Consider the following 23,962-nt stretch of genomic DNA (forward strand, 5'->3'; position numbering starts at 1 on the left):
TATACTGAGTAAGTCATATGTTATCGTTATCTGTCGTGGCAAACGTCACATGTGCATCTGCAGCAAGGACGTCGTCTGCATCGTCGCATGTGTATAGGCCGCCGGCGACGGCGGCCAGCACCGCGAGCAGCACGGCCGCCTGCTGGGTCAGCTTCCCCGAGGCCTCCACCGGCCAGGCCAGCAGCGCCGCCGTCCCCAGGGGGACGGCGACGACGACACCGGCCCAGCCCGGGCGGGCCCGCTCCCCCACGGCGGCCAGCGCCAGCCCGGCCACCGCGGTGACGCCGAGCAGGACCAGGACGGCGGCGCTCACCCGGCCGCCCGGGTGAGCAGCCGGGCGGCCGTGGGCCGCAGCTCGCGCTCCAGCTCCCACAGCCCGGCGGTCAGTCGCTGACCCACCGCCTGCCGGGAGACGCCGAGGGCGGTGGCGGCGTCGGCCTGCGTGCGCCCGGCGCCGACCAGCTCGATCGCCTCCCACGCCTGCGCGCTGCGCCGCTGGACGACGACGGCCAGCGCGCTCAGCACGGCCTGCGCGTCCCCGGCGTCGGGCGGGACGGCGCCGCGCACCGCCAGCCGGACGCTGCACTGCTTGGCCGCGTCGACCGCCCGGCGGGCGCACAGGTACGCGTGCCCGGCGCCGGCGCGGGTGCTGTCGGGCAGCGGCGTCTGCACCGGGCCCGCGCCGACGCCGATGCTCCAGCCGCCCTCGCGCACCAGCCGGAGGACGACGTCCACGACGACCGCGGGGTCGGCCAGCACCCCCTGGAACTCGTCGCCCGTCGTCCGCTCGAAGGGCAGCACCGTCGGGACGTCGTCCGCGAGTCGTCGCAGCACACCGGCCACCCGGTCCGGGCCCCGGCGGGAGCCCTGTTGGTCGACGGTCAGCACGTATGGCACCCCGCAAGTCTGACGGCTTTCCTCGTCCGGAGCAAGCCTCAGAGCTTGTCGACGACGTCCGGCGGGAATCCACCCGTGGCGATCGGGCCCCAGCGCTCCACGGTCACGCGCAGCAGCGACTTGCCCTGCCGGGTCATCGCCGCCCGGTACTCGTCCCAGTCCGGGTGCTCACCGCTGATCGCGCGGTAGTAGTCGACCAGCGGCTCCAGGGCCTCGGGCAGGTCGAGTACCTCGGCCCGGCCGTCGACCTGGACCCAGGGACCGTCGAAGTCGTCGGAGAGCACGCACAGCGAGACGGCGGGGTCGCGCCGGGCGTTGGCGGTCTTGGCCCGCTGCGGGTAGGTGGAGACCACCACGCGTCCCTCCGAGTCGAGGCCGCAGGTCACCGGGGACAGCTGCACGCCCCCTCCGCTGCGCCGGGTGACCAGCACCGCCTTGTGGCGGGGGCGGAGGAACTCATCGAGGGCGGCGCGGTCGACGCGGTCGGCGGTGGCGGTTCTCGGCATGGCCAGGACGTTACGACGGCCACGTCATGATCGTCCGGAGCCGTTCCGGGGTACCCGCCGTGCTGTGATCGACCGTATGAGGCTCCGCATGCCCGGCCGCTCGGGCGCGTCGTCCGCTGACCCGACCGGCGACGCAACTCCGGCCACGGGGCGGACGCCCAGCTTCCCGGCGGTGCCCACCTCAGCAGTGACGGCCAGCCCCGCCCCGGGCACCGAGCGCGGACCCCGGCTGCAGAAGGGCGTCCGGGCCGTCGCCGTCGCCTCGGCGCAGCTGCTGCTCATCGCGGCCGCGCTGGTGGTGGTCGGCTGGGTCCTCGGCAAGCTCTGGCCGGTCCTGCTGCCGGTCATCCTCGGCCTGCTGTTCGCCACCGTGCTGTGGCCGCCCACCCGGCTGCTGCGCCGGCTGCACTTCCCCCCGGCGCTGGCCGCCCTCGTGGTGCTGCTGGCCTTCTTCGCGGTCGTCGGGGGGTTGTTCTCGTGGATCGTCCCCCAGGTCGCCGGCCAGGCCGGTGAGCTCGCCGACGCCGCCACCGCCGGACTGCAGGACGTGCAGCAGTGGGTGACCGGGCCGCCGCTGAACCTCGGCGAGGACCAGGTCGGCCAGGCCGTCGACCAGGTCATCAACAGCGTGCAGAGCAACGCGCAGAACATCGCCGGCTACGCGCTGACCGGCGTCTCCGCGGTCGGCAGCGGGCTGCTCAACCTGGTGCTGGCCCTGGTCCTGGCCTTCTTCTTCATCAAGGACGGCCCGCGCTGGCTGCCGTGGCTGGCCGCCCAGACCGGCCCCAAGGTGGCCCCGCACGTGGCTGCGCTGTCGTACAAGACGTGGACCACGCTGTCGGAGTTCATCCGGCAGCAGGCCCTCGTCGGCTTCATCGACGCCTTCTTCATCGGCCTGGGCCTGTGGGTCCTCGGCGTCCCGCTGGTGCTGCCGCTCGCCGTCCTGACCTTCTTCGGCGCCTTCATCCCGATCATCGGTGCCTTCGTCGCCGGCGCCTTCGCCGTGCTCATCGCCCTGGTCAGCAACGGCTGGCAGACGGCGCTGATCGTGCTGGTCATCGTGCTGGTGGTGCAGCAGCTCGAGGGCAACGTGCTGCAGCCGATCCTGCAGGGGCGTGGGCTCAACCTGCACGCCGCCGTGGTCATCCTGGCGGTCACCGCCGGCGGCAGTCTGTACGGCATCCTCGGCACGTTCCTCGGCGTCCCCGTGGCCGCGCTGATCGCCGTCGTCTACCGCTACATCCGCGACGAGCTCGACGGCCGGACGCCGGAGGTCGCCGACGACGGCACCCGCGTGCAGGTCACCGGGGACGAGAAGGGTGCCGCGGTCGTCCGGGAGCGCGTCACGACCCCGGCTCCCGGGCACCCCGCCGCGGACGCCCCGGCCGCCGACGACGACGCCCCGGTCGGTCCGCCGGCCTGACCCCTCCGGGGGGCCCCCGGGAATGCGGCCGGTGCGGGGGGAGCTGTAGGTCGCAGACCCGTATCGTGAGGAGGCACCACCGTGGCGCAGCGACCGGAGGAGCTCGTCGAGCTGCTCCCCGAGGCCGAGCCGTTCCTGGCCCGCGAGGCCGCGGTCAGCGAGGCCGGTGAGCGCCGCGGGCTGGTGCTCGTGCACGACCTCGCCGGTGAGTTCGACGCCGCCTCGGCCGGCGCGATGGCCGGTACGCACCTGCTCGGCGCGCTGCCGCACGAGGTCATCGCCCGGTTCGACGTCGACAGCCTGGTCGACTACCGCGCGCACCGGCCGCGGATCACCTTCCACGGCGACCGCTACGAGTCCTTCGCCGCGCCGGAGCTGTCGCTGTACGCGCTGGAGGACGACGCGGGCGAGCCGTTCCTGCTGCTGCACGGCGCGGAGCCCGACTTCGCCTGGGAGCGGTTCGTGGCGGCGGTCGGCGTCCTGGTCGAGCGGCTGGGCGTCACCTCGGTCGTGGCGCTGCAGGCGATCCCGATGCCGGTGCCGCACACCCGGCCGGTCACCGTGACCGCCCATGCGACGCGGCGCTCGCTGATCGCCGAGTACCCGGTCTACTGGGGCGAGATGCGGATCCCCGGCAGCGTCGCCGCGCTGCTGGAGCTGCGGATGGGCGAGGCCGGCGTCGACGCCTACGGCGTGGCCGCGCACGTGCCGCACTACCTGGCGCAGGCGACCTTCCCGGCGGCGTCGCTGACGCTGCTCGAGCACCTGTCGCGGCTGACCGGGCTGCACGTGCCGACCGAGGCCCTGCGGGAGGCCGCCGAGGCGCACCGCACCGAGGTCGACGAGCAGATCGCCCGCTCGCCGGAGAACACCGCCGTCGTCGCCGCTCTCGAGCAGCAGTTCGACCAGTTCACCGCCGCCCGCGAGGGCAACGACCTGCTCAGCGAGATCGGCGAGGTGCCCAGCGGCGAGGAGATCGGCGCGGAGTTCGAGCGCTTCCTCGCCGAGCAGGAGCGCCGCGGCGACTGAACGGGCACCTCGGCGTCGAGATGCGGCTGAGGGCGGTCACCGGGTGCCCGGTGACCGCCCCCTGCCGTGTTTCGACGTGTGCCCCCAGGTGCGGGACCTCACCCTGGCGGTGGTGAGGGCCAGTGCGCCGAGGACGCCGACGACGGCGAACACGTAGAAGCCCCAGGGGAACGCGACGCCGGCCGTGACCAGCGCACCGGTGATCACCGGCCCCACGATGGCGCCGATCCGTCCGGCACCGGCCGACCAGCCCAGCGCGGTGGCGCGCACCTGCGGCGGGTGGTTGGCGCTGACGAAGGCGTAGACGAGCACCTGGGCGCTGAAGACGAAGCAGCCGGTGAGGAAGCACATCGCGTACAGGCCCGCGGTGGGCAGCCGGACCGACAGCAGTGCGAGGAACAGCGCGCCGGAGGCGAACCAGGCGATGTCGGAGGTGCGGATGCCGATGCGGTCGGCGACGGTGCCGGCCAGGCAGCGGCTCAGCGCGAGCCGGGACGGCACGTGGCCGCGGGGTCGGCCGGTAGGCCGACAGCCGACACAGCACGGGCCGCGACCGGGGGTTCCCGGTCGCGGCCCGCCGCGTCGTGCAGGTGCGCTGGTGTCAGCCGGCGACGACGACGTGCTCGTTGGGCACGCAGTGCGTCATCACGTGACCGGTGACGTCACGCGGACCGTTCTTGCCGAGGTTGGCGGCGCGCTGCTGCTCCGCCTCGGAGAGGGTCTGCGTCTGCAGCGGGGGCAGGCCACGGACGTCGTCCGCGGTGATGCCCAGGCCCTCGCCGACGCGCTGGCCCAGCTCGTCCTCGCACATGAAGAAGTGCCAGACCATCCGCTCCTGGATCTCGCGGTTGCACTGCTGGAGCGCGCCCACGAGGTTGGCGACGAGCTCGTCCTTCTCCCACTGCTCCGACAGCAGGTAGCGCTCGCCGGCCTGCGTGTAGTCGTTGGTGCGCGGGATCCGCTTGCGGGTGAGCCGACCGGTGATGACCGGGCCCTGCTCGTCGTGGGTCGGGTACTGCGCCTCGCGCAGGCCACCCAGGATCGAGGGCTCGTAGTTGACGTGCGGGTTGGTGCCTTCGGCGCGGTCGACGCCGTAGGCCATCTGGCCGTCACGCTGGTTGGTGGCCACCCGCGCCTTCGGCTGGTTCACCGGCAGCTGCAGGTAGTTCGGGCCCACCCGGTAGCGCTGGGTGTCGGAGTAGGAGAACGTCCGGCCGACCAGCATCTTGTCGTCGGAGAAGTCGAGCCCGTCGACCAGGACACCGGTGCCGAACGCGATCTGCTCGTTCTGCGTGAAGTTGTCCTCGGGCATCCGGTTCAGGGTCATCGTCCCGACCTTGCGGAGCGGGAAGACCTCCTCCGGCCAGACCTTGGTGTCGTCGAGCGGGTCGAAGTCCAGCTCCGGGTGCTCGTCGTCGCTCATGATCTGCACGTGCAGGTCCCACGACGGGTAGTCGCCGGCGGCGATGGCGTCGTGCAGGTCCTTGGTGTGCGCGCCGAGGGTCTGGGCCTGCACGGCCGAGGCGTCGGCGGCGGCCCAGGACTTCACGCCCTGCTTGGGCAGCCAGTGGTACTTGACCAGGACGGTCTCACCCTGGGCGTTGACCCACTTGTAGGTGTTCACGCCGAAGCCCTGCATGAACCGGTAGCTGGCCGGGGTCCCGCGGGGGCTGAAGACCAGCGTGACCATGTGCATGGCCTCAGGGGTCTGGCTGAAGAAGTCGAACGCGCGCTCGGCGGCGCTGGCCTCGAAGGTGACCGGGTCCGGCTTCTGCGAGTGGATGAAGTCGGGGAACTTGATGGCGTCCCGGATGAAGAAGACGCCCAGGTTGTTGCCGACGAGGTCCCAGTTGCCGTCCTCGGTGTAGAACTTCACCGCGAAGCCGCGCGGGTCGCGCGCGGACTCCGAGGAGTCCCGCCCACCGGCGACGGTCGAGAAGCGCAGCGCGACGTCGGTGCGCTTGCCCTTCTCCTGGAACAGCTTGGCGCGGGTGTACTTGCTGATCGGCTCGTCACCGACGGTGCCGTCCGCCTCGAAGTAGCCGAAGGCGGTCGTGCCGCGAGCGTGCACCACGCGCTCCGGGATGCGCTCCCGGTCGAAGTGGCTGATCTTCTCGAGGAACTGGTAGTTCTCCAGCGTCGCCGGGCCGCGGGCACCCACCGTGCGCTGGTTCTGGTTGTCGTAGACCGGGTGGCCCTGACGGTTGGTCAGGACCGGACGGTCCGCCTCGCTCTGGGCAGGGCCCTGCGATGCGACGTCGGTCATCCTCTCGCTCCTCCTCGATTGTCGTGCTGAAGGACCTGAACGGTGTCCGCTGGGGTCTGTGCCCGGCATGCCCGGCACAGACCCCAGAAGACGACCTCCGCCTCGTCCACGACGAAACCCGCCGTGTCGGAAGGCGTCAGGCACGGAGCCGCCCCCACGGTGCAGTCGACGTCGGCGACGGCAACGCACGAGCGGCAGACCAGGTGGTGGTGGTTGTCACCGACGCGCAGCTCGAAGAGCGCGGGCGCGCCGGCCGGTTCGATCCGGCGGGCGAGCCCACCGGCGACGAGCGCCTCGAGCACCCCGTACACCGCCTGCGGGGACAAGGTCGGGTGCACGGTGCGGGCAGCGGTGACGATGGTGTCGACGTCCGCGTGCGGACGCTCGGCGAGCACCTGCAGCACCGACAGGCGAGGCCGCGTGACGCGCAGTCCCGCCGCGCGGAGCTGCTCCTGCCAGGTCGTCTCCATCGTGGCCCAGCCAACACGGTTTTCTTGAACGAGTCAAATCAAGACGCGCGCAGGGCCCGGTGCCACCCGGCCCCCGTCCCGGGCCCCGCCGGCCCCCTGCAGGGTCCCGCCGCGAGCCTGGTGACCTGCTGGAACGGCCCTTCTGCAGGGGCGGCCCGCCGCGAGCCTGGCGACCTGCTGGAACGGCCCCTCTGCAGGGGCCCACCGCGAGCCTGGTGACCTGCTGGAACGGCCCCTCTGCAGGGGCCCACCGCGAGCCTGCGTGTGGTGGGGGGCAGAGGGGGCCTTCATCAGGCGAAGACGATCGTCTTCTCGCCGTCCACGATGACCCGGTCCTCGACGTGCCAGGTGACCGCCTGGGCCAGGACCTGACGCTCGACGTAGCGGCCGATCCGCCGCATGTCCTCCACCGTCGCCCGGTGGTCCACGCGGGCGACCTCCTGCTCGATGATCGGCCCGGCGTCGAGCTCGGGCGTCACGTAGTGCGCCGTGGCCCCGATCAGCTTCACGCCGCGGTCGTGCGCCGCCCGGTACGGGTTCGCCCCGACGAAGGCCGGCAGGAAGCTGTGGTGGATGTTGATCAGCCGCTCCGGGAACCGGCTGCAGAAGTCCGCCGAGACGATCTGCATGTAGCGCGCGAGCACCACCAGGTCGACGTCCCCGATCAGCTCCAGCGCCCGCGCCTCGGCCTCCGCCTTGGTCTCCGGCGTCACCGGCACGTGGTGGAACGGGACGCCGGCCGCCCGCGCGACCGGCTCCAGGTCGGGGTGGTTGGAGACGACGGCGGCGATCTCGGCACGCAGGTCGCCGGCGCGCACCCGGTAGAGCAGCTCCTGCAGCACGTGGTCGGTCTTCGACACGAACACCGCCAGCCGCGGCCGGTGCGCCGCCTCGGTCAGCCGCCAGGTGAACTGCCACGCCTGCGCCAGCAACGCCAGGGCGCCCTCGAGCTGCCGGCGCCGGGCGGCCAGGTCGGCGAGGAAGAACTCCAGGCGCAGCGTGAAGGTGCCGCCGACGGGGTCCGACGAGTGCTGCTGCGAGTCGATGATGTTCGCCCCGACGTCGGCCATCAGCCCACTGAGGACGGCGACGATCCCGGGCCGGTCGGGGCAGCGGACGACCAGGCGCCCGACGTCGTCCAGCCGGTCGTCGCGCGGGCCGGGCGAGGGCAGTTCAGCGGACACAGGAAGCGAGGATGCCAGGCACGACCCACCGCGCGGCGGCGGCTCCCGTCGAGGCGACCCGGAGAACGATCATGGACCTGCGGTGGCGACACACCTGGGCCGCCCGGCGTGTCGCCACCGCGTCTCCATGATCACCGCGGCGGGGAGGCCGCAGCGGCCAGCTCACGCGGCTCCACGCGGCGGCTCACGCCGGGGGCAGGACGGCGCGCTGCGCCCCCGCGATGTCGAACAGGTCGCCGTAGTCCTCGACGCGGGCCAGCACGTCCTCGGTGCGGAAGCGCAGCGCGCCGGGGTCGGCGCCGTCGAGCACGGCCTCGACCTCGTCCCAGCCGATCGGCGTCGACACCGGGGCGTCGGGACGGGCGCGCAGCGAGTACGGCGCCACGGTGGTCTTGGCCGGGTTGTTCTGGCTCCAGTCGATGAGCACCTTGCCCGGGCGCAGCACCTTCTCCATGCGCCACACCACCCGGTCGGGGGTCTCGGCGGAGAGCTCCTGGGCCAGCGCGCGGGCATAGCGGCTGGGGTGCTCCCGGTCGGTCACCCGGATCGGCGCGTACACCTGCATCCCCTTGGAACCCGACGTCTTGACCACCGGGTCCAGGCCGTCGTCCACCAGCCGCTCGCGCAGCCGGTCGGCGACCTCGCAGCACTCCAGGATCCCGGCGTCCGGCCCCGGGTCCAGGTCCAGCACGAGCAGGTCCGGCAGCGCCGGCTGCAACCGGCTGCCCACCTGCCACTGCGGCACGTGCAGCTCCAGCGCCGCCAGGTTGGCCGCCCACGCCAGGTCGGCGACGGTCTCCAGGACGACCATCTCCAGGGTCTCCCGGCCGCGGGAGCTGCCGGGGCTCGGGACGGTCACCTTCCGCACCCAGTCGGGGGCGTGCCGGGCGCTGTTCTTCTCGAAGAACGCCTGGCCCTCGACCCCGTCGGGCCAGCGGGTGAAGGTCACCGGCCGGCCGGACAGGTGCGGCAGCAGCACCGGCGCGATGCGCACGTAGTAGTCGATGACCTGGGCCTTGGTGAAGGACACCTCGGGGAAGAGGACCTTCTCCAGGTTCGAGACGTGCAGCTGTCGCCCGTCCACGCGCACCAGCTGCCTGCTCACGGGCACACCAGTACCCGCCGGGCGGTCACCACTCCTCGACCACGTCCTCGGGCACCAGGTCGTCGCGCAGTCCGCGCCACGAGGGGTGGCGCATCCGGCCGTCGGCGGTCCACGCGGCGAAGGCCACCTCCCCGACCAGCTCCGGCTCCACCCAGTGCGCGTCGCGGGTGACCTCGCGGGGCAGCGCGTCGGCGAACGGCGCGCGGTCGGCGGGGGTGAACAGCGGCTCGAGCTCCTTGAGGGCCGCGGCGGTGAAGCCGGTGCCGACGTGCCCGGCGTAGACGAGCCGGCCGGCGTCGTCGTGCACGCCCACCAGCAGCGAGCCCACTCCTCCGGCGCGCCGGCCCTGACCGGGCCGCCAGCCACCGACGACGACCGCCTGCGTGCGGACGTTCTTCACCTTGCGCCAGTCCGGCCCGCGCAGCCCCGGCCGGTAGGGCGAGTCCAGCCGCTTGGCGACGATCCCCTCGAGACCGTTGTCCCGGCTGGCGGCCAGCACCGCGGCCCCGCCGCCGCGGAACCACGGCGTGGGTACCCACCGCTCCCCCGCGACGCCCAGGGCCTCCAGCCGCTCCCGGCGCTGCGCGTACGGCAGCCCGAGCAGGCTCTCGCCGTCCCACTGCAGGAGGTCGAACACCAGGTAGGTGACCGGGGCGGCCGCGGCCATCCGGCGCACCTCCGGGCCGGTGCGGTGCATCCGGCCCTGCAGGGCGCCGAAGTCCGGCCGGCCCCGCGCGTCGAGGGCGACCACCTCGCCGTCGACGATCGCGTCGTGCCCGGCCAGCGCCTCCGGTAGTCGGCTCAGTTCGGGATAACGGACGCTGATGTCCGTCCCGCTGCGCGCCCACAGGGTCAGCGCCCCGGCCTCGACGACGGCGACCGCGCGGACGCCGTCCCACTTGAACTCGTAGCCCCACGCGTCGTCCTGCGCCGGGGGTGGCAACTCGCCGGGGGTGGCGAGCATCGGTGCCAGCGGCGGCCCCTCCGCGGGTGCGTCGAGAGCGCGGACCCACCAGCCGCCGTCGGCGCCCCGGAAGAGCACGTGCCGGCCGCGCAGCCGCCGTCCGGCGAGGGCGACGACGACGCGGTCCTCGCGCCACTCCTCGACCGCGTAGCGACCGGAGTCCCACGGCCGCGTCCCGGTGGCGGTGCCGCCCGTCGTGGGGACGGCGGGCAGCGCGGGCCCCCGCCCGGTCGGCGGCCCCTCCGGCAGCGCCCAGCACCACGGGACGCCGTCCCGCTCCAGCCGCAGCTCCAGCCCGGACGGGCACTCGGTGACGGCGAACGGCTCCCCGGCCGGCGGGGACGTCCGCCGGGCGCTCCCCCGGGCCGGCACCTCAGGCGGTGCGGCGGGACCGCTTGGCCGGCGCCTTCGCGGCGGTGGCCTTCTTCGCCGCGGTGGTCTTCTCCGCCGTGGTGGCCTTCCCTGCCGCGGTCGTCTTCTTCGCTGCGGTCGTCTTCCTCGCCGTCGTCCGGCGGGCCGGGGCCTCGTCGTCGGCCGCGGGCGTGGCCTTCTTCGCGGCGGTCGCCTTCTTGGCCGGCGCCCGGCGGGCCGGGACCTCCTCGGCAGGAGCGCCGCCGCGGGCGGCCTCCACGCTGCGCCGCAGCGCGCTCATCAGGTCGACGACGGCGGCGCCGGAGTCGGCGGTCTCGGGCAGCGGCTGCACCTCGCCGCCGCTCTGCTTGGCCTCCAGCAGCTGGGCCATCGCCTCGCGGTAGTCGTCGGTGAACTCGGTGGGCTCGAAGGCGCCGGTCATGGACCCGATCAGCGCCTCGGCCATCTGCAGCTCCTGCGGCCGGACGGCGACGTCCTCGTCGAGGAACGCGAAGTCGGGACGGCGGATCTCGTCGGGCCAGCGCATGGTGTGCAGCACCATCACGCCGTCCTTCACCCGGAGCGCCGCCAGCGACTCCCGCGACCGGATGGCGATCTTGGTGATGGCGACCCGGCCGGCGTTCTCCAGGGCGTCCCGCAGCAGCACGTAGGGGCGGGTCGCGGAGGGGTCGGGCTCCAGGTAGTACGTCTTCTCGTACTGGATCGGGTCGATCTCGTCCTGGTCGACGAACTGCAGCACCTCGATCTCCCGCCGGCTGGCCAGCGGCAGCTCCTCGAAGTCCTCGTCGGTGAGGACCACCAGCTGGCCGTCGGGCAGCTCGTAGCCCTTGGCGATCTCGGAGTACTCGACCTCCGCGCCGTCGATCGAGCACACCCGCCGGTACTTGATGCGCCCGCCGTCGACGGCGTGCACCTGGTTGAACCGGATGTCGTGGTCCTCGGTGGCCGTGTACAGCTTCACGCCGATGCTGACCAGGCCGAAGGACACCGCCCCGCGCCAGATCGACCGCATGCCCCTGCTCCTGTCGAGAGACCCGTCCGTGGACCGCGGGCGGGGAAGGCCTGAGCGGTCAAGATCACCAGGATAGGACTGCTGCCACCCCTCCGGCAGGTCGAGCGGCGCCGCCTCCTCCCGACGGAGGAGTCACTGCACGCCGGCCTCCTCCTCGCCCGCGGGCGCCAGCGCGCCGTTCTGGATCGAGTCGTAGACGAACTGCAGGATGTCCGAGCCGGCGACCAGGGTCATGGTCAGCGCGGCCAGGCGGGTGGCCTTCGGCGCGGTCACGTAGCCGAAGACCAGCCCGGTCGCCACCCACTGCGCCAGGCAGAAGGGGCAGGTGAGCAGCTCGCCGACGGCGTGCTTGACGCCGCCGTGCTCGCGGACCTCCTCGGCGACCTCCGCGTGGCCCGACGGGCCCTGGAAGGTCGTGAAGGGCGCCCGCAGCGGGCTGGTCACCGGGTCCTTGGCGATCCGCCGGGCCAGCCGGAAGGTGGCCACCGCGAGCAGGGCCGCGTCCCCGGGCGGGATCCGCTCGGGCAGCTCCCGGCCCGAGGCGCGGACGGCGGCCGCGCCGGCCGACACCAGGCCGAGATACACGCCCATGGCGCCGAGGTCACCGGCTAGCGGGCGCGGCTCCCCCTGCGTGTACTCGCGCTTCTGGTGGCGTGCCCAGCGGCGCACCGGGGCGCCGATCCGCTGGACTTCGTCTGCGATGGCCATGGGTGCCGCGCTACCCCACTCCCGCGGTCGCCATGCGGAACGCGCCCGACCGGTGTCGGCGAGCCGGGTCACGCATGGGGCCCGGCCCGACGGGTAGGGCGAGATCACGACGCCGGTCGCCGGACCGGCTCCCCGTCCACGGACGGACCAGCGTGCGCACGGCGGACGCACCCAGAACGGAGGCAACCCCATGACCGAGACCGACCCGAACGACTCCGGAGCGATCCACTCCGCCCTCAACGACACCGAGTTCCCCGACGACGAGCGGGGCCTCACCGGGACCCGCGACGACGTCCGCGGTGACACCGGGGCCACCGGCCCCGAGGGCCAGACCGCCCGCGACGTCTTCCCCGAGGACAACGGCGTCCCCGACGTCTCCCAGGACGACTTCCCGACCATGCAGCGGTCCGAGGACCCGCAGTTCGCCCCCGAGCCGGGCGACCGGGAGAGCCACCAGACCGTCGGCTTCGGCACCACTGCGTTCGAGCAGTCCGAGGGCAGGTCGCTGTCCGGGCGCCTGGAGGAGGAGGTCGCCGAGGACGTCCCGGACGTGCGCCCCGCCGAGGACCCGGCCCGTGGCATCGGCCAGCTCGAGCAGGACTACGACACCACCCCGGACACCGACTCCGGCACCAACCGCACCGCCGACGACGTCGAGGCCAGCCTCGACCCGGTGGTCGGCGGCGAGGGCCCGGAGGAGGCCGCCATCCACGCCGTGGACTGAGCAATCTGTCGGCCTCCGGCCGACACCGCGGCCAAGTGCCGTGCCCCTGCTGAGCTGAGCCCTTGCCCATGCCCCGGTCAGGGGACCCTCCGGGCCCCCGTGACACGGGCCACTCCAGCCGGGTGCCGTCCCCGGCTCGTGAGTTTCCACTCGGCCGGGCTCCGTCCCCGGTCGCATGGGCACTCCCACTCTCACTACTCGTGACGCCGTACTCCTTCACCCTGGAGGGGCACGGCGTCACGAGTTCGTGGCGGTCGTCGGGGGCGGGTTGGCGCGGTCGACCTCGCATGTCTACGTTGATGGGGCGGTTGAGCAGGCAGCCGCGGCCGTGCCGGGCGACCTCCCGGTACCGACACGAACGAGACGTGCGTGTCCGGGGGCCACGACACCCGGGGGGCCGCGCAGCGGTAGATTGACCGGGCGGTCGTGCCGCCGGGTACTGCCGTTGAGAGGAGCTCAGCCCGTGACCACATCCGACCTGCCCGCCGAGGGGAAGCCCGACGTGTCGACCGAGGGCACGGAGGCACCCTTCGACGACGTGATCACGCTCTCGACCTCCACCGGCGAGGACGGCGCGGTCACGGTGACGGTCGTCGGCGAAGTGGACACGTTCACGGCCCCGGTGCTCCGTTCGTCGCTGGACACCCAGCTCGAGCAGCAGCCCAAGGCCCTGGTCATCGACCTGTCGGGCGTCCAGTTCCTGGGCTCCGCCGGCCTGGCGGTCCTCGTCGAGACGCAGAAGTCGGCCCGCTCCCGCGACGTCGACCTCCGCCTCGTCGCCACCACCCGCGCGGTCACCCGCCCGCTCGAGGTCACCGGCCTGATCGACCTGTTCACGATCGTCGACGGCAGCGCCCGCTGACCGCCTGACCCGGTGCGGGCCCCGGCCCGCACCCCCACGACCTGACGAGAGGCCCCGCTCCGGCGGGGCCTCTCGTCGTCAGGCGCTGAGCAGCTGGCAGACGGCCTGCTCCAGCGCCCGCTGCGCCGTCCGGTCGTCCGGCGCCTCCGCAGCCTCCCGCAGCGCGTGCACCACCGTGTCGCCGTGCTCGAACCGGTCGACCACCCGAGGGTCGACGTAGCTGGCCTTGCACACCGACGGCGTGTTGCCCAGCGTCTCCGACACCCGCTCGTAGGCCTGCTTGAGCACCCGCTTGCGTGCGGTCTTGGAGGCCGGCTGCGGCGTCTCGGCGAGCGTCGCCGCCATCAGCACCGTGGCGTTCCAGGTGCGGAAGTCCTTCGCCGTGATCTCCGCGTCGCTGATCTCCTTGAGGTAGGCGTTCACCTCCGTGCTCGTCACGTCGTGCCAGGTGCGGCCCCCGCCGGCCGGGTCCTCCACCCAGTAGCCGAGCAGCTCCTCCCCCTCCTCCGGGCGCTTCAGCAGCTCCCGGACGACGTCCGCGGTGGGCTTGTCGGTGAGCTCGAGCTCCCGCTCGATGCCGCCCTTGGCGGTGTAGGAGAAGAAGACCCGCTCGCCGCGCACCCGCACGTGGTCCCTGCGCAGCGTGGCCAGCCCGTAGGTGCCGTTGTCCTCGGCGTACTGCTCGCTGCCCACGCGGAAGGCGCCGAGGTCCAGCAGCCGGACGGCGGTGGCCAGCACGCGCTCCCGGGTCAGCCCCGTGCCGTGGATCGCCTCGACGACGGCGTCGCGCACGTCGGGCAGCTGGTGGGCGATCTCCAGCACCCGCTCGTGCTTCTCGGCGTCCCGCCGGGCCCGCCACTGGTCGTGGTAGCGGTACTGCCGGCGACCCGCGGCGTCCACCCCGGTGGCCTGGATGTGCCCGTTCGGCCAGGGGCAGATCCAGACGTCCTTCCAGGCCGGCGGGATGGCCAGCGAGCGCAGCCGCTCCAGGCGCTCGTCCTTGATGAGCGCGCCGTCCTCGTCGTAGTAGGCGAAGCCGCGGCCGGCTCGCCGACGCCGCCAACCCGGGCCGTGCACGTCGCTGCGGCGGAGTCTCACGCCAGGGGGATGGGCACCGCCGGCGTGCCGCAAACACCGAGCGTCGGCGGGTCGCCCCTCAGCGCAGCTCGACCAGCCCGCCCAGCCCGCTGATCTCGAGGATGTGCCGGGTGACCCCGCCCTCGGGCGCGTGCACGACCAGCCGCCAGCCCTCCTCGCCGGCGATCCGGGCCATCGCGAGGACGACCCGCACCGCCGCGCTGCTGAACAGGGTGACCCCGGTGAGGTCGAGCTCGACCCGGCCGGTGCCGCCGTGGCTGGCCTCCAGCAGCCGGATGCGCATCTGCTCGGCGCCGACCATGTCCACCGCGCCGGACGCCCGCACCACGGGGCGCTCGGCACTGCGGTCGACGACGACGTCCGCCGTGCTCGTGCCGCCGGGGCGCTCCTCGTCCTCCTCCGGGCCGCGGCGCAGCCGCATGCTCAGGGTGACCGTCGTGCCGTGCTCGCCCTGCAGCACCACCCCGTCGACGAGCTGGCGCATGATCAGCAGTCCGCGGCCGCGGTCGCCGGGGTCCCGGTCCGGCGGGCGCCACCGGCCCTGGTCGCGCACGGTGACGGTGAGCTGCCCGTCGACGTCGACCGCCGCGGTCACCTGCATCCGCCCCGGCTCCACCCCGCGGTAGGCGTGCTCGGCCGCGTTGGCGGTGGCCTCCCCCACCGCGACCATCACGCCGACCCGGTCCTGCTCCCCCATGCCCAGCCCGGTCAGCCACGCGCCGAGGTGCCGGCGGACCGTCGGCAGCGCGGCCGGGACGGCGGGCAGGTCCAGCTCCAGCGGCTCGGTGGTCTCCGCCCGGCGGTGCGCGACCAGGACGGCGATGTCGTCGGGGCGCTCCTCGGAGTCCAGGAGCCCCTCGACGATCGCCGCAGCCAGCTCGCCGGATGCGTCGCCCTCGAGGGCGCCCGGCCCGGCGAGCGCGGCGCGCGACAGCTCGGCCAGCCGGTCCAGGCCGTCCGCCGACAGTGCACCGGAGGCGGCGACGGCGCCGTCGGAGAAGAGCACGAGGGTCGCGCCCTGTGGCAGCTGGGCGGTGACCGCCACGCTCGGCGCGCCCGGCAGGCTGCCCAGCGGCGGCCGCGGGTCGAGCCGGAGGAACTCCGCGCTGCCGTCGGCCCGGACCAGCAACGGGGCCGGGTGCCCGGCCGCGGCATAGGTCAGCCGCCCGGTGGACGCCTCCAGCACCCCGTAGAAGACCGAGGCGCCCTCGACGTCCTCCATCTGCCCGGCGAAGGCGTCGAGCCCCGCGAGGACCGCTGCGGGCGAGGGGTCGCGCAGCGCCACCGAGCGCATGGCACCGCGCAGCCGGCTCATCGCGGCGGCCGCGGGCACGCCGTGCCCGACCGCGTCGCCGACCACCAGCGCCAGCCGCCCGCGCCCCAGCGGCACGGCGTCGTACCAGTCGCCACCGGCCGCGTGCACCGAGCTGGCCCGGTGGTAGCTGCCCGACAGGCGCACGTCCGGGAGCAGCGGCAGCGCCGGGGGCAGCAGCGAGTGCTGCACCTGGTCGACGACGTCCCCCTCGGCCAGCGCGGCGGGGGCGTGCCCGCAGTCGGCGCGGTCGGCCTCGACCAGCACGAGGACGCCGGGTCGGCCGTGCACCTGCAGCGGCTGCAGCACGACGGTGGCGACCCGGCCGTCGGGGCCCGGGTCGCCGTGGACGGTCTCGGCGCGTCCGGTGCGGGCCACCTCGCCGGCCAGCTCCGCGACACGGCGACCGGCGACCGCGGCGAGGCCGCCGGCGGCCGGGCCGACGTCGCGGGCGCGCGCGTTGGCCCAGACCGGCTCCAGCTCGGGTCCGGCGAGGCACCAGATGGCGGTGGAGGCGGTCTCCATCGCCGCGACGAGCGCGGGACCGCCGGCATCGTCGACGGGTGCGCGCCCGGACGGCGGGCTCTCCTGGCTGGTGTTCATCTGGAGCCAGCGAACCGCACGCCCGAGGGGCCTGCAACCGGGCTGACCGGCCGTGTGACCTGGCGTTTGACCGCTGCCCGCGCCGGGGTAGCACTCCTCGTCAGGCGCACCGCCCGACGGCGCGCGGCAGGACGCCGCGGCCGGTCGGGCAGGATTGGGTGCGGGCCGCGCGGACCGGGGTCTCCAGGGCTCCCGGCGCGCGGTCGCCAGCGAGGATGAGGAGCGGACGACGGATGGTGGACTCGAGGGGTGCCCTCACGCAGGACGGGCGGCGCGCCGAGCGACTGGAACTGCGGGTGCCCACCACCCCCACCCAGCTGCCCGCGGTGCGGGCCATGGCCGGTGACCTGGCGATGCGGATGGACTACGACCTCGACGCGGTGGAGGACCTGCGACTGGCCGTCGACGAGGCGTGCGCGACGCTCTCGGCGATCGTCTCCGGCGACCGCCGGCTGACCGTGGTCTTCGAGACCACCCGCCAGGGCCTGCACATCGACGCCTGGGTGCCGACCGCCGAGGGCACCGACGTCCCCCGTGACGGCTTCGGCTGGGCGGTGCTGCACACCCTGGTCGACAAGGTCGAGGCCGGTCCCGCCACCCAGGCCACCGTGCCGGCCGGTGACGGCGGGACCTCTCCGGTCGCGGTCATCTCCATGGACAAGTACCTGCCGGGACAGCACCCGGACCAGCTGCTCGGGGACTCGGGCCAGAACGTCTCGGTCGTGCGGTGACCGGGGCGCCAGCCCCGGAACCCCAGACCGTCGAGGAGGACACCCTGCGCGACGACGAGTTCCCGACCGGCCGCCGCGGCCCGGAGGGAGAGGTCGCGTCCGAGGAGCAGCCCGTCGTGGTGCCCGACCCGCGCAGCGAGGTCGTGCCCGGCGCGGACGCCGGCAGCCCGGCCGAGAGCGACGCGACCGACGAGGACACGACGGACGACGCCGCCGAGCCTGAGGACGCCGACGCCACCGACGAGGAGCCCGAGGACACCGCCTCCTCCGACGACGACGCGGAGGACGAGACCGCCGCGGGTGACACCGGCTCCTCCGGCGCGGCGCCCGTGTCCGAGAACCGGCGGCGGGCCGAGCGGACCGCGCCGCTGTTCGCCGAGCTGGCCACCCTGGACAAGGACGACCCGCGCCGGGAGCGGCTGCGGGAGATCCTGGTCGAGGAGCACCTGCCGCTGGTCCGGCACTTCGCCCGCCGGTTCAGCAACCGCGGCGAGCCCTTCGACGACCTGCTGCAGGTCGGCACGCTCGGCCTGATCGCGGCCATCGACCGGTTCGACCCGAGCCGCGGCGTGGAGTTCCTCTCCTTCGCCGTCCCCACCATCACCGGCGAGATCAAGCGGCACTTCCGCGACCAGGGCTGGTCGGTGCGCGTACCGCGGCGGCTGCAGGAGCTGCACCTGTCGCTGAACGCCGCGGTCGGTGAGCTGGCGCAGAAGAACGGCCGCGCGCCGACGCCGTCGGAGCTGGCCGAGCACCTGGGCATCCCGCGCGCGGAGGTGCTCGAGGGCCTCGCCGTCGCGAACGCCTACCGCAGCAGCTCCCTCGACGAGCGGCTCTCCGGTGAGGACGACTCCCCCACCCTCGCCGCCACGCTCGGCGAGGATGACGCCGCGCTGGAGGGCGTGGAGTACCGGGAGTCGCTGCAGCCGCTGCTGGCCACCATCCCGGCGCGCGAGCGGCGGATCCTGATCCTGCGGTTCTTCGGCAACATGACCCAGTCCCAGATCGCCGCGGACATCGGCATCTCGCAGATGCACGTGTCCCGGCTGCTCAGCCAGACCCTGGCCAAGCTCCGCGAGGGCCTGCTCAAGGACTGAAGGAGGCCCCCGCAGGGGGGCGGAGGCCGTCGGAGGCCCAGAACCCGTCGGGTTCTGGGCCTCCGGTGTTCGACGGTGCCGTTCAGCCGTTCGGCCGGCCGCCGTCCTCCGGGAGCTCGGGGGTGACCTCGGACAGCGGCGGCGGGGTGGGCACCTGCGGCACGCTGCCCACCGGCTGGTCGGCGATGCTGGACAGCTCGATCTTCGCCTCCGGCTGGTCGGCCGCCCTCGGCAGCGCCGACTCGAACCAGCCGGACGTGTCCATCTCGGCGGTCGGCCGGCCGGCGCCGTTCCGCGACGGGTCGACGTCCATCCAGGACCGCCCGTCGCCGTCCGCCCCGCCCAGCTTGGCCAGGCCCTCCAGGGCCTTGCTGAACTCGCTGGGGACGATCCACATCTTGTTCGCGTCGCCCTGCGCGATCTGCGGCAGCGTCTGCAGGTACTGGTAGGCCAGCAGGCCCTGGTCGGGCTTGCCGTCGTGGATGGCCTGGAACACCGTCTCGATCGACTTGGCCTGGCCCTGCGCCTGCAGGAACAGCGCCGCACGCTCACCCTCGGCCCGCAGGATCCGGCTCTGCCGCTCGGCCTCGGCCTCGAGGATCGCCGCCTGCTTCTTGCCCTCCGCGGAGAGGATCGCCGAGGCCTTCTGCCCCTCGGCGGTGGTGATCGCCGACTGCCGGGCACCCTCCGCCTGCAGGATGATGGCGCGCTTGTCGCGGTCGGCGCGCATCTGCTTCTCCATCGAGTCGCGGATGGACGGCGGCGGGTCGATCGCCTTGATCTCGACGCGGGCCACGCGCAGGCCCCACGGGCCGGTGGTGCCGTCGAGGACCTCGCGCAGTTGGCTGTTGATGCCGTCGCGGCCGGTCAGCGCGCCCTCGAGGTTGAGCCCGCCGACCACGTTGCGCAGCGTCGTGGTGGTCAGCTGCTCCATGCCCTGGATGTAGTTGGCGATGCCGTACGTGGCCAGCCGCGGGTCGGTCACCTGGAAGTAGACGACGGTGTCGATGCCGACCTGCAGGTTGTCCGAGGTGATCACCGGCTGCGGCGGGAAGGAGACCACCTGCTCGCGCAGGTCGATCGTGGCCCGCACGCGGTCGATGAAGGGCACCAGGAGCGACAGGCCGGGCGAGAGGGTGCGGCTGTAGCGGCCGAGCCGCTCGACGACCTTGGCCTGCGCCTGCGGCACGATCGTCACGCTCTTGGCGACGACGACCACCACCAGCAGGGCGATCACGATGAGGGCGATCAGTGCGGGTGTCACGGGGACGCTCCCTTCTCCGGGTTCCGTCGCCGATCCTGCCCGGTTCCGGTGACGATGGGGTCACGACGCGGCGCGCGGTTCCCCGCGGGAGGGCTCACTCCAGCTCGAAGGCGTCCCCGACGACGGCGGTGGCGCCGTCCACCTGCAGGATGCGCACCGTCGCGCCCACCGGGAACCGTTCGCCGCCGTACTGGCTGCGCGCGGTCCACTCGTCGGCGCCGAGCCGGATGCGCCCGCCGTGGCCGTCGACGGCCCGGGTCACCCGGGCGGTGCGGCCGACGAGCGCGGCGACGCCGTCCAGCTGCTCGGGGGTGCCCTCGGTCAGGTGCCGCTTGGCCAGGGGGCGGACCAGCACCAGCAGCAGCCCGGCGACGACGACGAACGCGGCCAGCTGCAGCACGACCGGGCCGCCGAGCAGCGCGACCCCGACGCCGCCGAGCGCTCCGCCGGCCAGCATCAGCAGGAAGAGGTCGCCGCTGGCCAGCTCGCCGGCCGCGAACAGGCCCGAGGCGATCAGCCACAGCACCCAGGCATCCACGTGGGCATCCTGGCAGACCGCGGCGGGAGTACGGGCTCACTTCGCGGTCGCCGTCACCCCGCCGGGCCGGCGACATAACCTCGCCGGGTGCACGACTTCCCCGCGGGCCGGTTCGCGGTCTGGGCGACCGCCTGGCTGACCGGCCGCGCCTCCTACGACGACGCCCTCGACGCCCTGGTCGGCGACACCGCGCACCGGGTCTCCGGCCTGCCCGGCACCGACGAGGCAGTCCCCCTCGGCTGGGCGCTGAGCGCGCTGCGCGGGGCCGGCGAGCGTCGCGTGCGGCTGGTACTGCCGGTGCCCGGCGACGTCCGCGGACTGCCGCGCGTCCCGGGTCTGGCCGAGCCGGCCGTCGAGGCCGGGCAGGCCGCCGTCGGCGAGCGGGTCGCGCTGGTGCCCGAGCCGCTGGGGCCGGAGGCGGTGCAGTGGACGGCGTTCGACCTGACCGGCGCCCCGCCGCTGCCGCCGCCGGTCGAGGGGTCGCTGCGGGCGGTGTCCGGCGCGCTCGACCTCGCCGTCGGTGACGCGGCCCGCACGCTCGCCGAGCTGGACCTGGCCCGGTGGCACCCCGAGGTGCCGGCGCTGCTGGCCGGGCTGGCGGAGGCCGCGCACGTGCCGGGGATGCCGCCGGGCACCGACCCGGTCGCGATGTCGCTGCTGGCGCGGGCCCAGCGGCTGGCGAAGGTGCTCGACCTGGCGCTCACCGACGCCCCCGGCGGTGCCGTCACCCACCGCCAGGCCGCGGCCCGGGACGACGCGCTGCGCCCCCTCGGCGACGCCGTCCGTGAGGCGGTCACCGCCGCGTACAACGCCATCCCGCGGTAGCGGCCGACTGCACTGCCGGCGTTCGTCGTGCTCTGCCGGCGCTGCAGGACCGGCAGAGCACGACGAACGCCGGCACAGTGGTGGTCAGGCGGTCGGGCGACGACGCGGCGCCGTGAAACAACAGGAGGCGGGGCAGTTGGTGCCCAGCCGCGGCGGGGTGCCGGACCGGCGCTCCTCGATCAGCTCGCGCACCATCGTCACGAACGCCGGGTGGGTGCCCGCGGTCGCCGCGCGGACGAAGGCCATGCCGAGCTCCTCGGCGGTCTCCTTGGCCTCGTTGTCCAGGTCCCAGATGACCTCGACGTGGTCGCTGACGAAGCCGATGGGGAAGACGACGACGGCCTTCTCCCCCGCACCGGCCAGCGCCTGCAGGTGGTCGTTGACGTCGGGCTCGAGCCACGGCACCGACGGCGGCCCGCTGCGGGACTGCCACACCAGGTCGACGTCGCGGCCGGGCGCCACTGCGTCGACCACGAGCCGCGCCGAGCGCAGCAGCTCGGCCTGGTAGGCCCCGCCGTCCGGACCGGCCACGGCGGCCATGGTGTCGGGGATGCTGTGCGCCGTCGCCACCAGCCGCGCGGTGTCCCGCAGGTCCTCCGGCAGCGCGGCCAGCGCGGCCGCGAGCGCCTCGGCGTTGGCCTGCACGAAGCGGGGGTGGTCGCCGTAGTGCGGCAGCTTCTCCGCGGTCGGCCCGCCGCCAGGGGCGGCGCCGGTGAACACGGAGCGGGCCCGGGCGACGTCCTCGTGGTACTGCCGGCAGCCCGACCAGGAGGCGAACCCCGACGTCGGGAAGACGTAGACGTGCTCGATGCCGTCGTCGGCCATCTGCTGCCAGACGTGCTCGACGTAGGGGGCCCAGTTGCGGTTGCCCCAGTAGACCGGCAGGTCCAGCCCGGCGGCGGCCAACTCGCGCTCGACCGCCGCGGTCAGCGCCCGGTTCTGCTCGTTGATCGGGCTGACCCCGCCGAAGTGCATGTAGTGCTCGGCGACGTCGAGCAGCCGCTCGCGCGGGATGCCGCGGCCGCGGGTGACGTTCTCGAGGAACGGCATGACGTCGTCGGGCCCCTCCGGGCCGCCGAAGCCGAGGACGAGCAGCGCCTCCCGCCGTCCGGACGGCGCGGGGTCGGCGGACGGCGGCGTCCCGCCGTTGTTGCGGACGGCCAGCGACGGGTCCTCGTCGGGGCGCTGGCCGGCGGGGGTGATGTCGACGTCGGTCTCGAGGGGCACGTCTCCTCTTCTACCCCACGACCCCGGCGGATGCGGTCGGGCGCCGGACGATGCAGGTCACACGCCGACGGCGTGGAAGCCCCCGTCCACGTGGACGATCTCGCCGGTGGTGGCGGGGAACCAGTCCGACAGCAGCGCGACGACGGCCTTGCCGGCCGGCTCGGTGTCGGTGACCGACCAGCCCAGCGGGGCGCGGGTCTCCCACGCCTCCTCGAACTGCTTGCTGCCGGGGATGGACTTCATCGCCATGCTGCGCAGCGGGCCGGCCGCGACGAGGTTGACCCGCACGCCCTCGGGGCCGAGCTCGCGGGCGAGGTAGCGGGAGGTGGACTCCAGCGCCGCCTTGGCCGCGCCCATCCAGCCGTAGACCGGCCACGCGACGGTGGCGTCGAAGGTCAGCCCGACGACCGAGGCGTGCTCGCCGAACAGCGGCCGGCAGGCCTGGGTGAGCGAGGCCATCGACCAGGTGGACACCTGGAACGCCGTCGCCGCGTGCTCCCAGGCGACCTCGGGGAAGCCCTCCCCCATCGCCTCCTGCGGCGCGAAGCCGATGGAGTGGACGACGCCGTCGAGGGTGTCGCCGACGTGCTCGCGCAGCCGGTCGGTCAGCGTCGCCAGGTGCTCGGTGTTCGTCACGTCGAGCTCGACGACCGGTGCCTCCTGCGGCAGCCGCTTGGCGATCCGCTGGCACAGCGACAGGGCGCGGCCGAAGTTGGACAGGACGACGGTGGCGCCCTGCTCCTGCGCGATGCGTGCGGTGGCGTAGGCGATCGAGGCCTCGGTGAGGACCCCGGTGACCAGGATCTTCTTGCCCTCGAGGATGCCGCTCATCAGTGCCCCATTCCCAGTCCGCCGTCGACCGGGACGACCGCCCCGGTGATGTAGCCGGCCGCGTCGCTCGCCAGGAAGCGCACCACGCCGGCGATCTCCTCCGCCGAGGCGTACCGCCCCAGCGGCACCTGCCCGAGGATCTCCTGCTGCCGCTTCTCCGGCAGCTGCGCCGTCATGTCGGTCTCGACGAAGCCGGGGGCGACCACGTTGGCGGTGACGCCCCGGCTGCCCAGCTCGCGGGCGATCGACCGCGCGAGCCCGACCAGGCCGGCCTTGGACGCCGCGTAGTTCGTCTGACCCGCCGAGCCCAGCAGGCCGACGACCGAGGAGACGAAGACCATCCGGCCGCTGCGCGCGCGGACCATCTTGGCCGCGGCGCGCTTGGAGACGCGGTAGGCGGCGGTGAGGTTGGCGTCGAGGACGTCGGTGAAGTCCTCCTCCTTCATCCGCATGAGCAGCCCGTCGCGGGTGATGCCGGCGTTGCTCACCAGCACCTCGACCGGCCCCTGGTGCTCCTCGACCTCGGTGAAGGCCCGGTCGACCGCCCCGGCGTCGGTGACGTCGCACTGCACGCCGAACAGGCCCTCGGGGGCGCCGCTGCCACGGTGGGTCACCGCCACGCGGTCGCCCTGCTCGGCGAACGCGCGGGCGATCGCCAGCCCGATCCCGCGGTTCCCGCCGGTCACGAGCACCGATCTCGCCACGTGCCACACCCCCTGCGCCGATCCCTGACGTCCGGCTGTCGAACCTAGTCGGTGGGCGCAGGTCACACCCGGTCACGGGCGGGACCGGCACACGGGGTGCCCTCCGACGTCCCCGGGGGACGGTCCCGGGCGGTGCACCCGTGGACGGCGCCTCCCGTCCCCCACGCCCGGGACGACGTCGGCTGCACGCGTCGGCCCGTGCTCCTAGAC

Annotated in this window: 25 protein-coding genes; 7 read left to right on the forward strand and 18 right to left on the reverse strand. The window is 74.0% G+C overall.

All coding sequences use genetic code 11. The annotated features are described in order from the left end of the window. Positions 1-13 precede the first annotated feature (13 nt). From CNO22_RS01165 to CNO22_RS01175, 3 genes are read right to left on the reverse strand one after another with little or no spacing between them, the layout of a single operon-like run. Entirely contained in the window at positions 14-313 is a 300-nt protein-coding gene (locus CNO22_RS01165) for a hypothetical protein (RefSeq protein WP_100497533.1), read from the reverse strand. Next, positions 310-897, reverse strand: coding sequence for a hypothetical protein (locus CNO22_RS01170; protein ID WP_100497534.1), 588 nt, complete (start codon positions 895-897; stop codon positions 310-312). Before CNO22_RS01170 ends, CNO22_RS01165 begins: the two co-directional genes overlap by 4 nt. Positions 898-935: 38 nt before the next feature. Continuing rightward, complete coding sequence (locus CNO22_RS01175) at positions 936-1,403, reverse strand: PPOX class F420-dependent oxidoreductase (protein ID WP_100497535.1); 468 nt, start codon at positions 1,401-1,403, stop codon at positions 936-938. A 172-nt stretch (positions 1,404-1,575) separates the two neighbouring features. Here CNO22_RS01175 and CNO22_RS01180 point away from each other — a divergent pair, with 172 nt between their 5' ends. Together CNO22_RS01180 and CNO22_RS01185 are read left to right on the forward strand one after the other, a co-directional pair. Then, positions 1,576-2,826 (forward strand): AI-2E family transporter, encoded by a 1,251-nt coding sequence (locus tag CNO22_RS01180; protein WP_232806706.1) that lies wholly within the window; start codon positions 1,576-1,578, stop codon positions 2,824-2,826. Positions 2,827-2,907: 81 nt separating this feature from the next. After that, entirely contained in the window at positions 2,908-3,855 is a 948-nt protein-coding gene (locus tag CNO22_RS01185) for a proteasome assembly chaperone family protein (protein WP_198588031.1), read from the forward strand. Between the two features lie 36 nt (positions 3,856-3,891). On the opposite strand, the gene CNO22_RS01190 is transcribed toward CNO22_RS01185, so the two are convergent. The 8 genes from CNO22_RS01190 to CNO22_RS01225 all read right to left on the reverse strand — a co-directional run bounded on the left by CNO22_RS01190 (position 3,892) and on the right by CNO22_RS01225 (position 11,936). After that, positions 3,892-4,356, reverse strand: coding sequence for an MFS transporter (locus tag CNO22_RS01190; protein ID WP_100497537.1), 465 nt, complete (start codon positions 4,354-4,356; stop codon positions 3,892-3,894). A 100-nt stretch (positions 4,357-4,456) separates the two neighbouring features. Beyond that, complete coding sequence (locus tag CNO22_RS01195) at positions 4,457-6,121, reverse strand: catalase (protein WP_100497538.1); 1,665 nt, start codon at positions 6,119-6,121, stop codon at positions 4,457-4,459. Next, the gene (locus CNO22_RS01200) at positions 6,118-6,591 is read right to left on the reverse strand and encodes a Fur family transcriptional regulator (protein WP_100497539.1); all 474 of its coding nucleotides are present in this window, start codon (positions 6,589-6,591) and stop codon (positions 6,118-6,120) included. The genes CNO22_RS01195 and CNO22_RS01200 overlap by 4 nt, the downstream gene beginning before the upstream one ends. A gap of 290 nt (positions 6,592-6,881) precedes the next feature. Further along, entirely contained in the window at positions 6,882-7,775 is an 894-nt protein-coding gene (gene purU, locus CNO22_RS01205) for a formyltetrahydrofolate deformylase (protein WP_100497540.1), read from the reverse strand. Positions 7,776-7,959: 184 nt separating this feature from the next. Next, positions 7,960-8,880, reverse strand: a complete 921-nt coding sequence (ligD, locus tag CNO22_RS01210; RefSeq protein WP_198588032.1) for a non-homologous end-joining DNA ligase — start codon at positions 8,878-8,880, stop codon at positions 7,960-7,962. A gap of 25 nt (positions 8,881-8,905) precedes the next feature. Further along, entirely contained in the window at positions 8,906-10,216 is a 1,311-nt protein-coding gene (gene ligD / locus CNO22_RS01215) for a non-homologous end-joining DNA ligase (RefSeq protein WP_100497542.1), read from the reverse strand. A gap of 1 nt (position 10,217) precedes the next feature. Continuing rightward, positions 10,218-11,228 (reverse strand): non-homologous end joining protein Ku, encoded by a 1,011-nt coding sequence (gene ku / locus CNO22_RS01220; RefSeq protein ID WP_100497543.1) that lies wholly within the window; start codon positions 11,226-11,228, stop codon positions 10,218-10,220. A 132-nt stretch (positions 11,229-11,360) separates the two neighbouring features. Further along, positions 11,361-11,936: a DUF1360 domain-containing protein gene (locus CNO22_RS01225; RefSeq protein ID WP_100497544.1), complete on the reverse strand. Its 576-nt coding sequence runs from the start codon at positions 11,934-11,936 to the stop codon at positions 11,361-11,363. A 190-nt stretch (positions 11,937-12,126) separates the two neighbouring features. Here CNO22_RS01225 and CNO22_RS01230 point away from each other — a divergent pair, with 190 nt between their 5' ends. Together CNO22_RS01230 and CNO22_RS01235 are read left to right on the forward strand one after the other, a co-directional pair. Next, on the forward strand, positions 12,127-12,660 hold the full coding sequence (locus CNO22_RS01230) for a hypothetical protein (protein ID WP_100497545.1): 534 nt from the start codon (positions 12,127-12,129) through the stop codon (positions 12,658-12,660). A gap of 463 nt (positions 12,661-13,123) precedes the next feature. Beyond that, positions 13,124-13,522: an STAS domain-containing protein gene (locus CNO22_RS01235; protein ID WP_100497546.1), complete on the forward strand. Its 399-nt coding sequence runs from the start codon at positions 13,124-13,126 to the stop codon at positions 13,520-13,522. A gap of 78 nt (positions 13,523-13,600) precedes the next feature. Here the strand turns inward: CNO22_RS01235 and CNO22_RS01240 are convergent, their stop codons facing one another. Continuing rightward, positions 13,601-14,620: a DNA topoisomerase IB gene (locus CNO22_RS01240; protein ID WP_100497547.1), complete on the reverse strand. Its 1,020-nt coding sequence runs from the start codon at positions 14,618-14,620 to the stop codon at positions 13,601-13,603. 58 nt (positions 14,621-14,678) lie between these two features. After that, positions 14,679-16,535: a SpoIIE family protein phosphatase gene (locus CNO22_RS01245; protein ID WP_100497548.1), complete on the reverse strand. Its 1,857-nt coding sequence runs from the start codon at positions 16,533-16,535 to the stop codon at positions 14,679-14,681. Between the two features lie 233 nt (positions 16,536-16,768). Here CNO22_RS01245 and CNO22_RS01250 point away from each other — a divergent pair, with 233 nt between their 5' ends. Both CNO22_RS01250 and CNO22_RS01255 read left to right on the forward strand, forming a co-directional pair. After that, positions 16,769-17,266, forward strand: coding sequence for an ATP-binding protein (locus CNO22_RS01250; RefSeq protein ID WP_100497549.1), 498 nt, complete (start codon positions 16,769-16,771; stop codon positions 17,264-17,266). Beyond that, entirely contained in the window at positions 17,263-18,363 is a 1,101-nt protein-coding gene (locus tag CNO22_RS01255) for an RNA polymerase sigma factor SigF (RefSeq protein WP_198588033.1), read from the forward strand. The genes CNO22_RS01250 and CNO22_RS01255 overlap by 4 nt, the downstream gene beginning before the upstream one ends. A gap of 82 nt (positions 18,364-18,445) precedes the next feature. Here the strand turns inward: CNO22_RS01255 and CNO22_RS01260 are convergent, their stop codons facing one another. Together CNO22_RS01260 and CNO22_RS01265 are read right to left on the reverse strand one after the other, a co-directional pair. Then, complete coding sequence (locus tag CNO22_RS01260; RefSeq protein WP_100497550.1) at positions 18,446-19,627, reverse strand: SPFH domain-containing protein; 1,182 nt, start codon at positions 19,625-19,627, stop codon at positions 18,446-18,448. A gap of 94 nt (positions 19,628-19,721) precedes the next feature. After that, on the reverse strand, positions 19,722-20,165 hold the full coding sequence (locus CNO22_RS01265) for an NfeD family protein (RefSeq protein ID WP_100497551.1): 444 nt from the start codon (positions 20,163-20,165) through the stop codon (positions 19,722-19,724). Positions 20,166-20,252: 87 nt separating this feature from the next. On the opposite strand from CNO22_RS01265, the gene CNO22_RS01270 reads away from it, so the two are divergent. Beyond that, on the forward strand, positions 20,253-20,990 hold the full coding sequence (locus tag CNO22_RS01270) for a hypothetical protein (protein WP_100497552.1): 738 nt from the start codon (positions 20,253-20,255) through the stop codon (positions 20,988-20,990). 84 nt (positions 20,991-21,074) lie between these two features. On the opposite strand, the gene CNO22_RS01275 is transcribed toward CNO22_RS01270, so the two are convergent. Genes CNO22_RS01275 through fabG form a run of 3 tightly spaced genes read right to left on the reverse strand, consistent with a single transcriptional unit; the run spans position 21,075 to position 23,752 of the window. Continuing rightward, the gene (locus CNO22_RS01275; RefSeq protein WP_100497553.1) at positions 21,075-22,217 is read right to left on the reverse strand and encodes a ferrochelatase; all 1,143 of its coding nucleotides are present in this window, start codon (positions 22,215-22,217) and stop codon (positions 21,075-21,077) included. A gap of 57 nt (positions 22,218-22,274) precedes the next feature. Continuing rightward, positions 22,275-23,048 (reverse strand): enoyl-ACP reductase FabI, encoded by a 774-nt coding sequence (gene fabI, locus CNO22_RS01280; RefSeq protein ID WP_100497554.1) that lies wholly within the window; start codon positions 23,046-23,048, stop codon positions 22,275-22,277. Then, positions 23,048-23,752 carry a 3-oxoacyl-[acyl-carrier-protein] reductase gene (fabG, locus tag CNO22_RS01285; RefSeq protein WP_100497582.1) on the reverse strand — a complete coding sequence of 235 codons (705 nt, stop codon included), beginning with the start codon at positions 23,750-23,752 and terminating at the stop codon, positions 23,048-23,050. The genes fabI and fabG overlap by 1 nt, the downstream gene beginning before the upstream one ends. Between the last annotated feature and the right edge of the window lie 210 nt (positions 23,753-23,962).

This window comes from Geodermatophilus chilensis (genome assembly GCF_002802985.1).
In the GTDB taxonomy this organism is placed as follows: Bacteria; Actinomycetota; Actinomycetes; order Mycobacteriales; family Geodermatophilaceae; genus Geodermatophilus; species Geodermatophilus chilensis.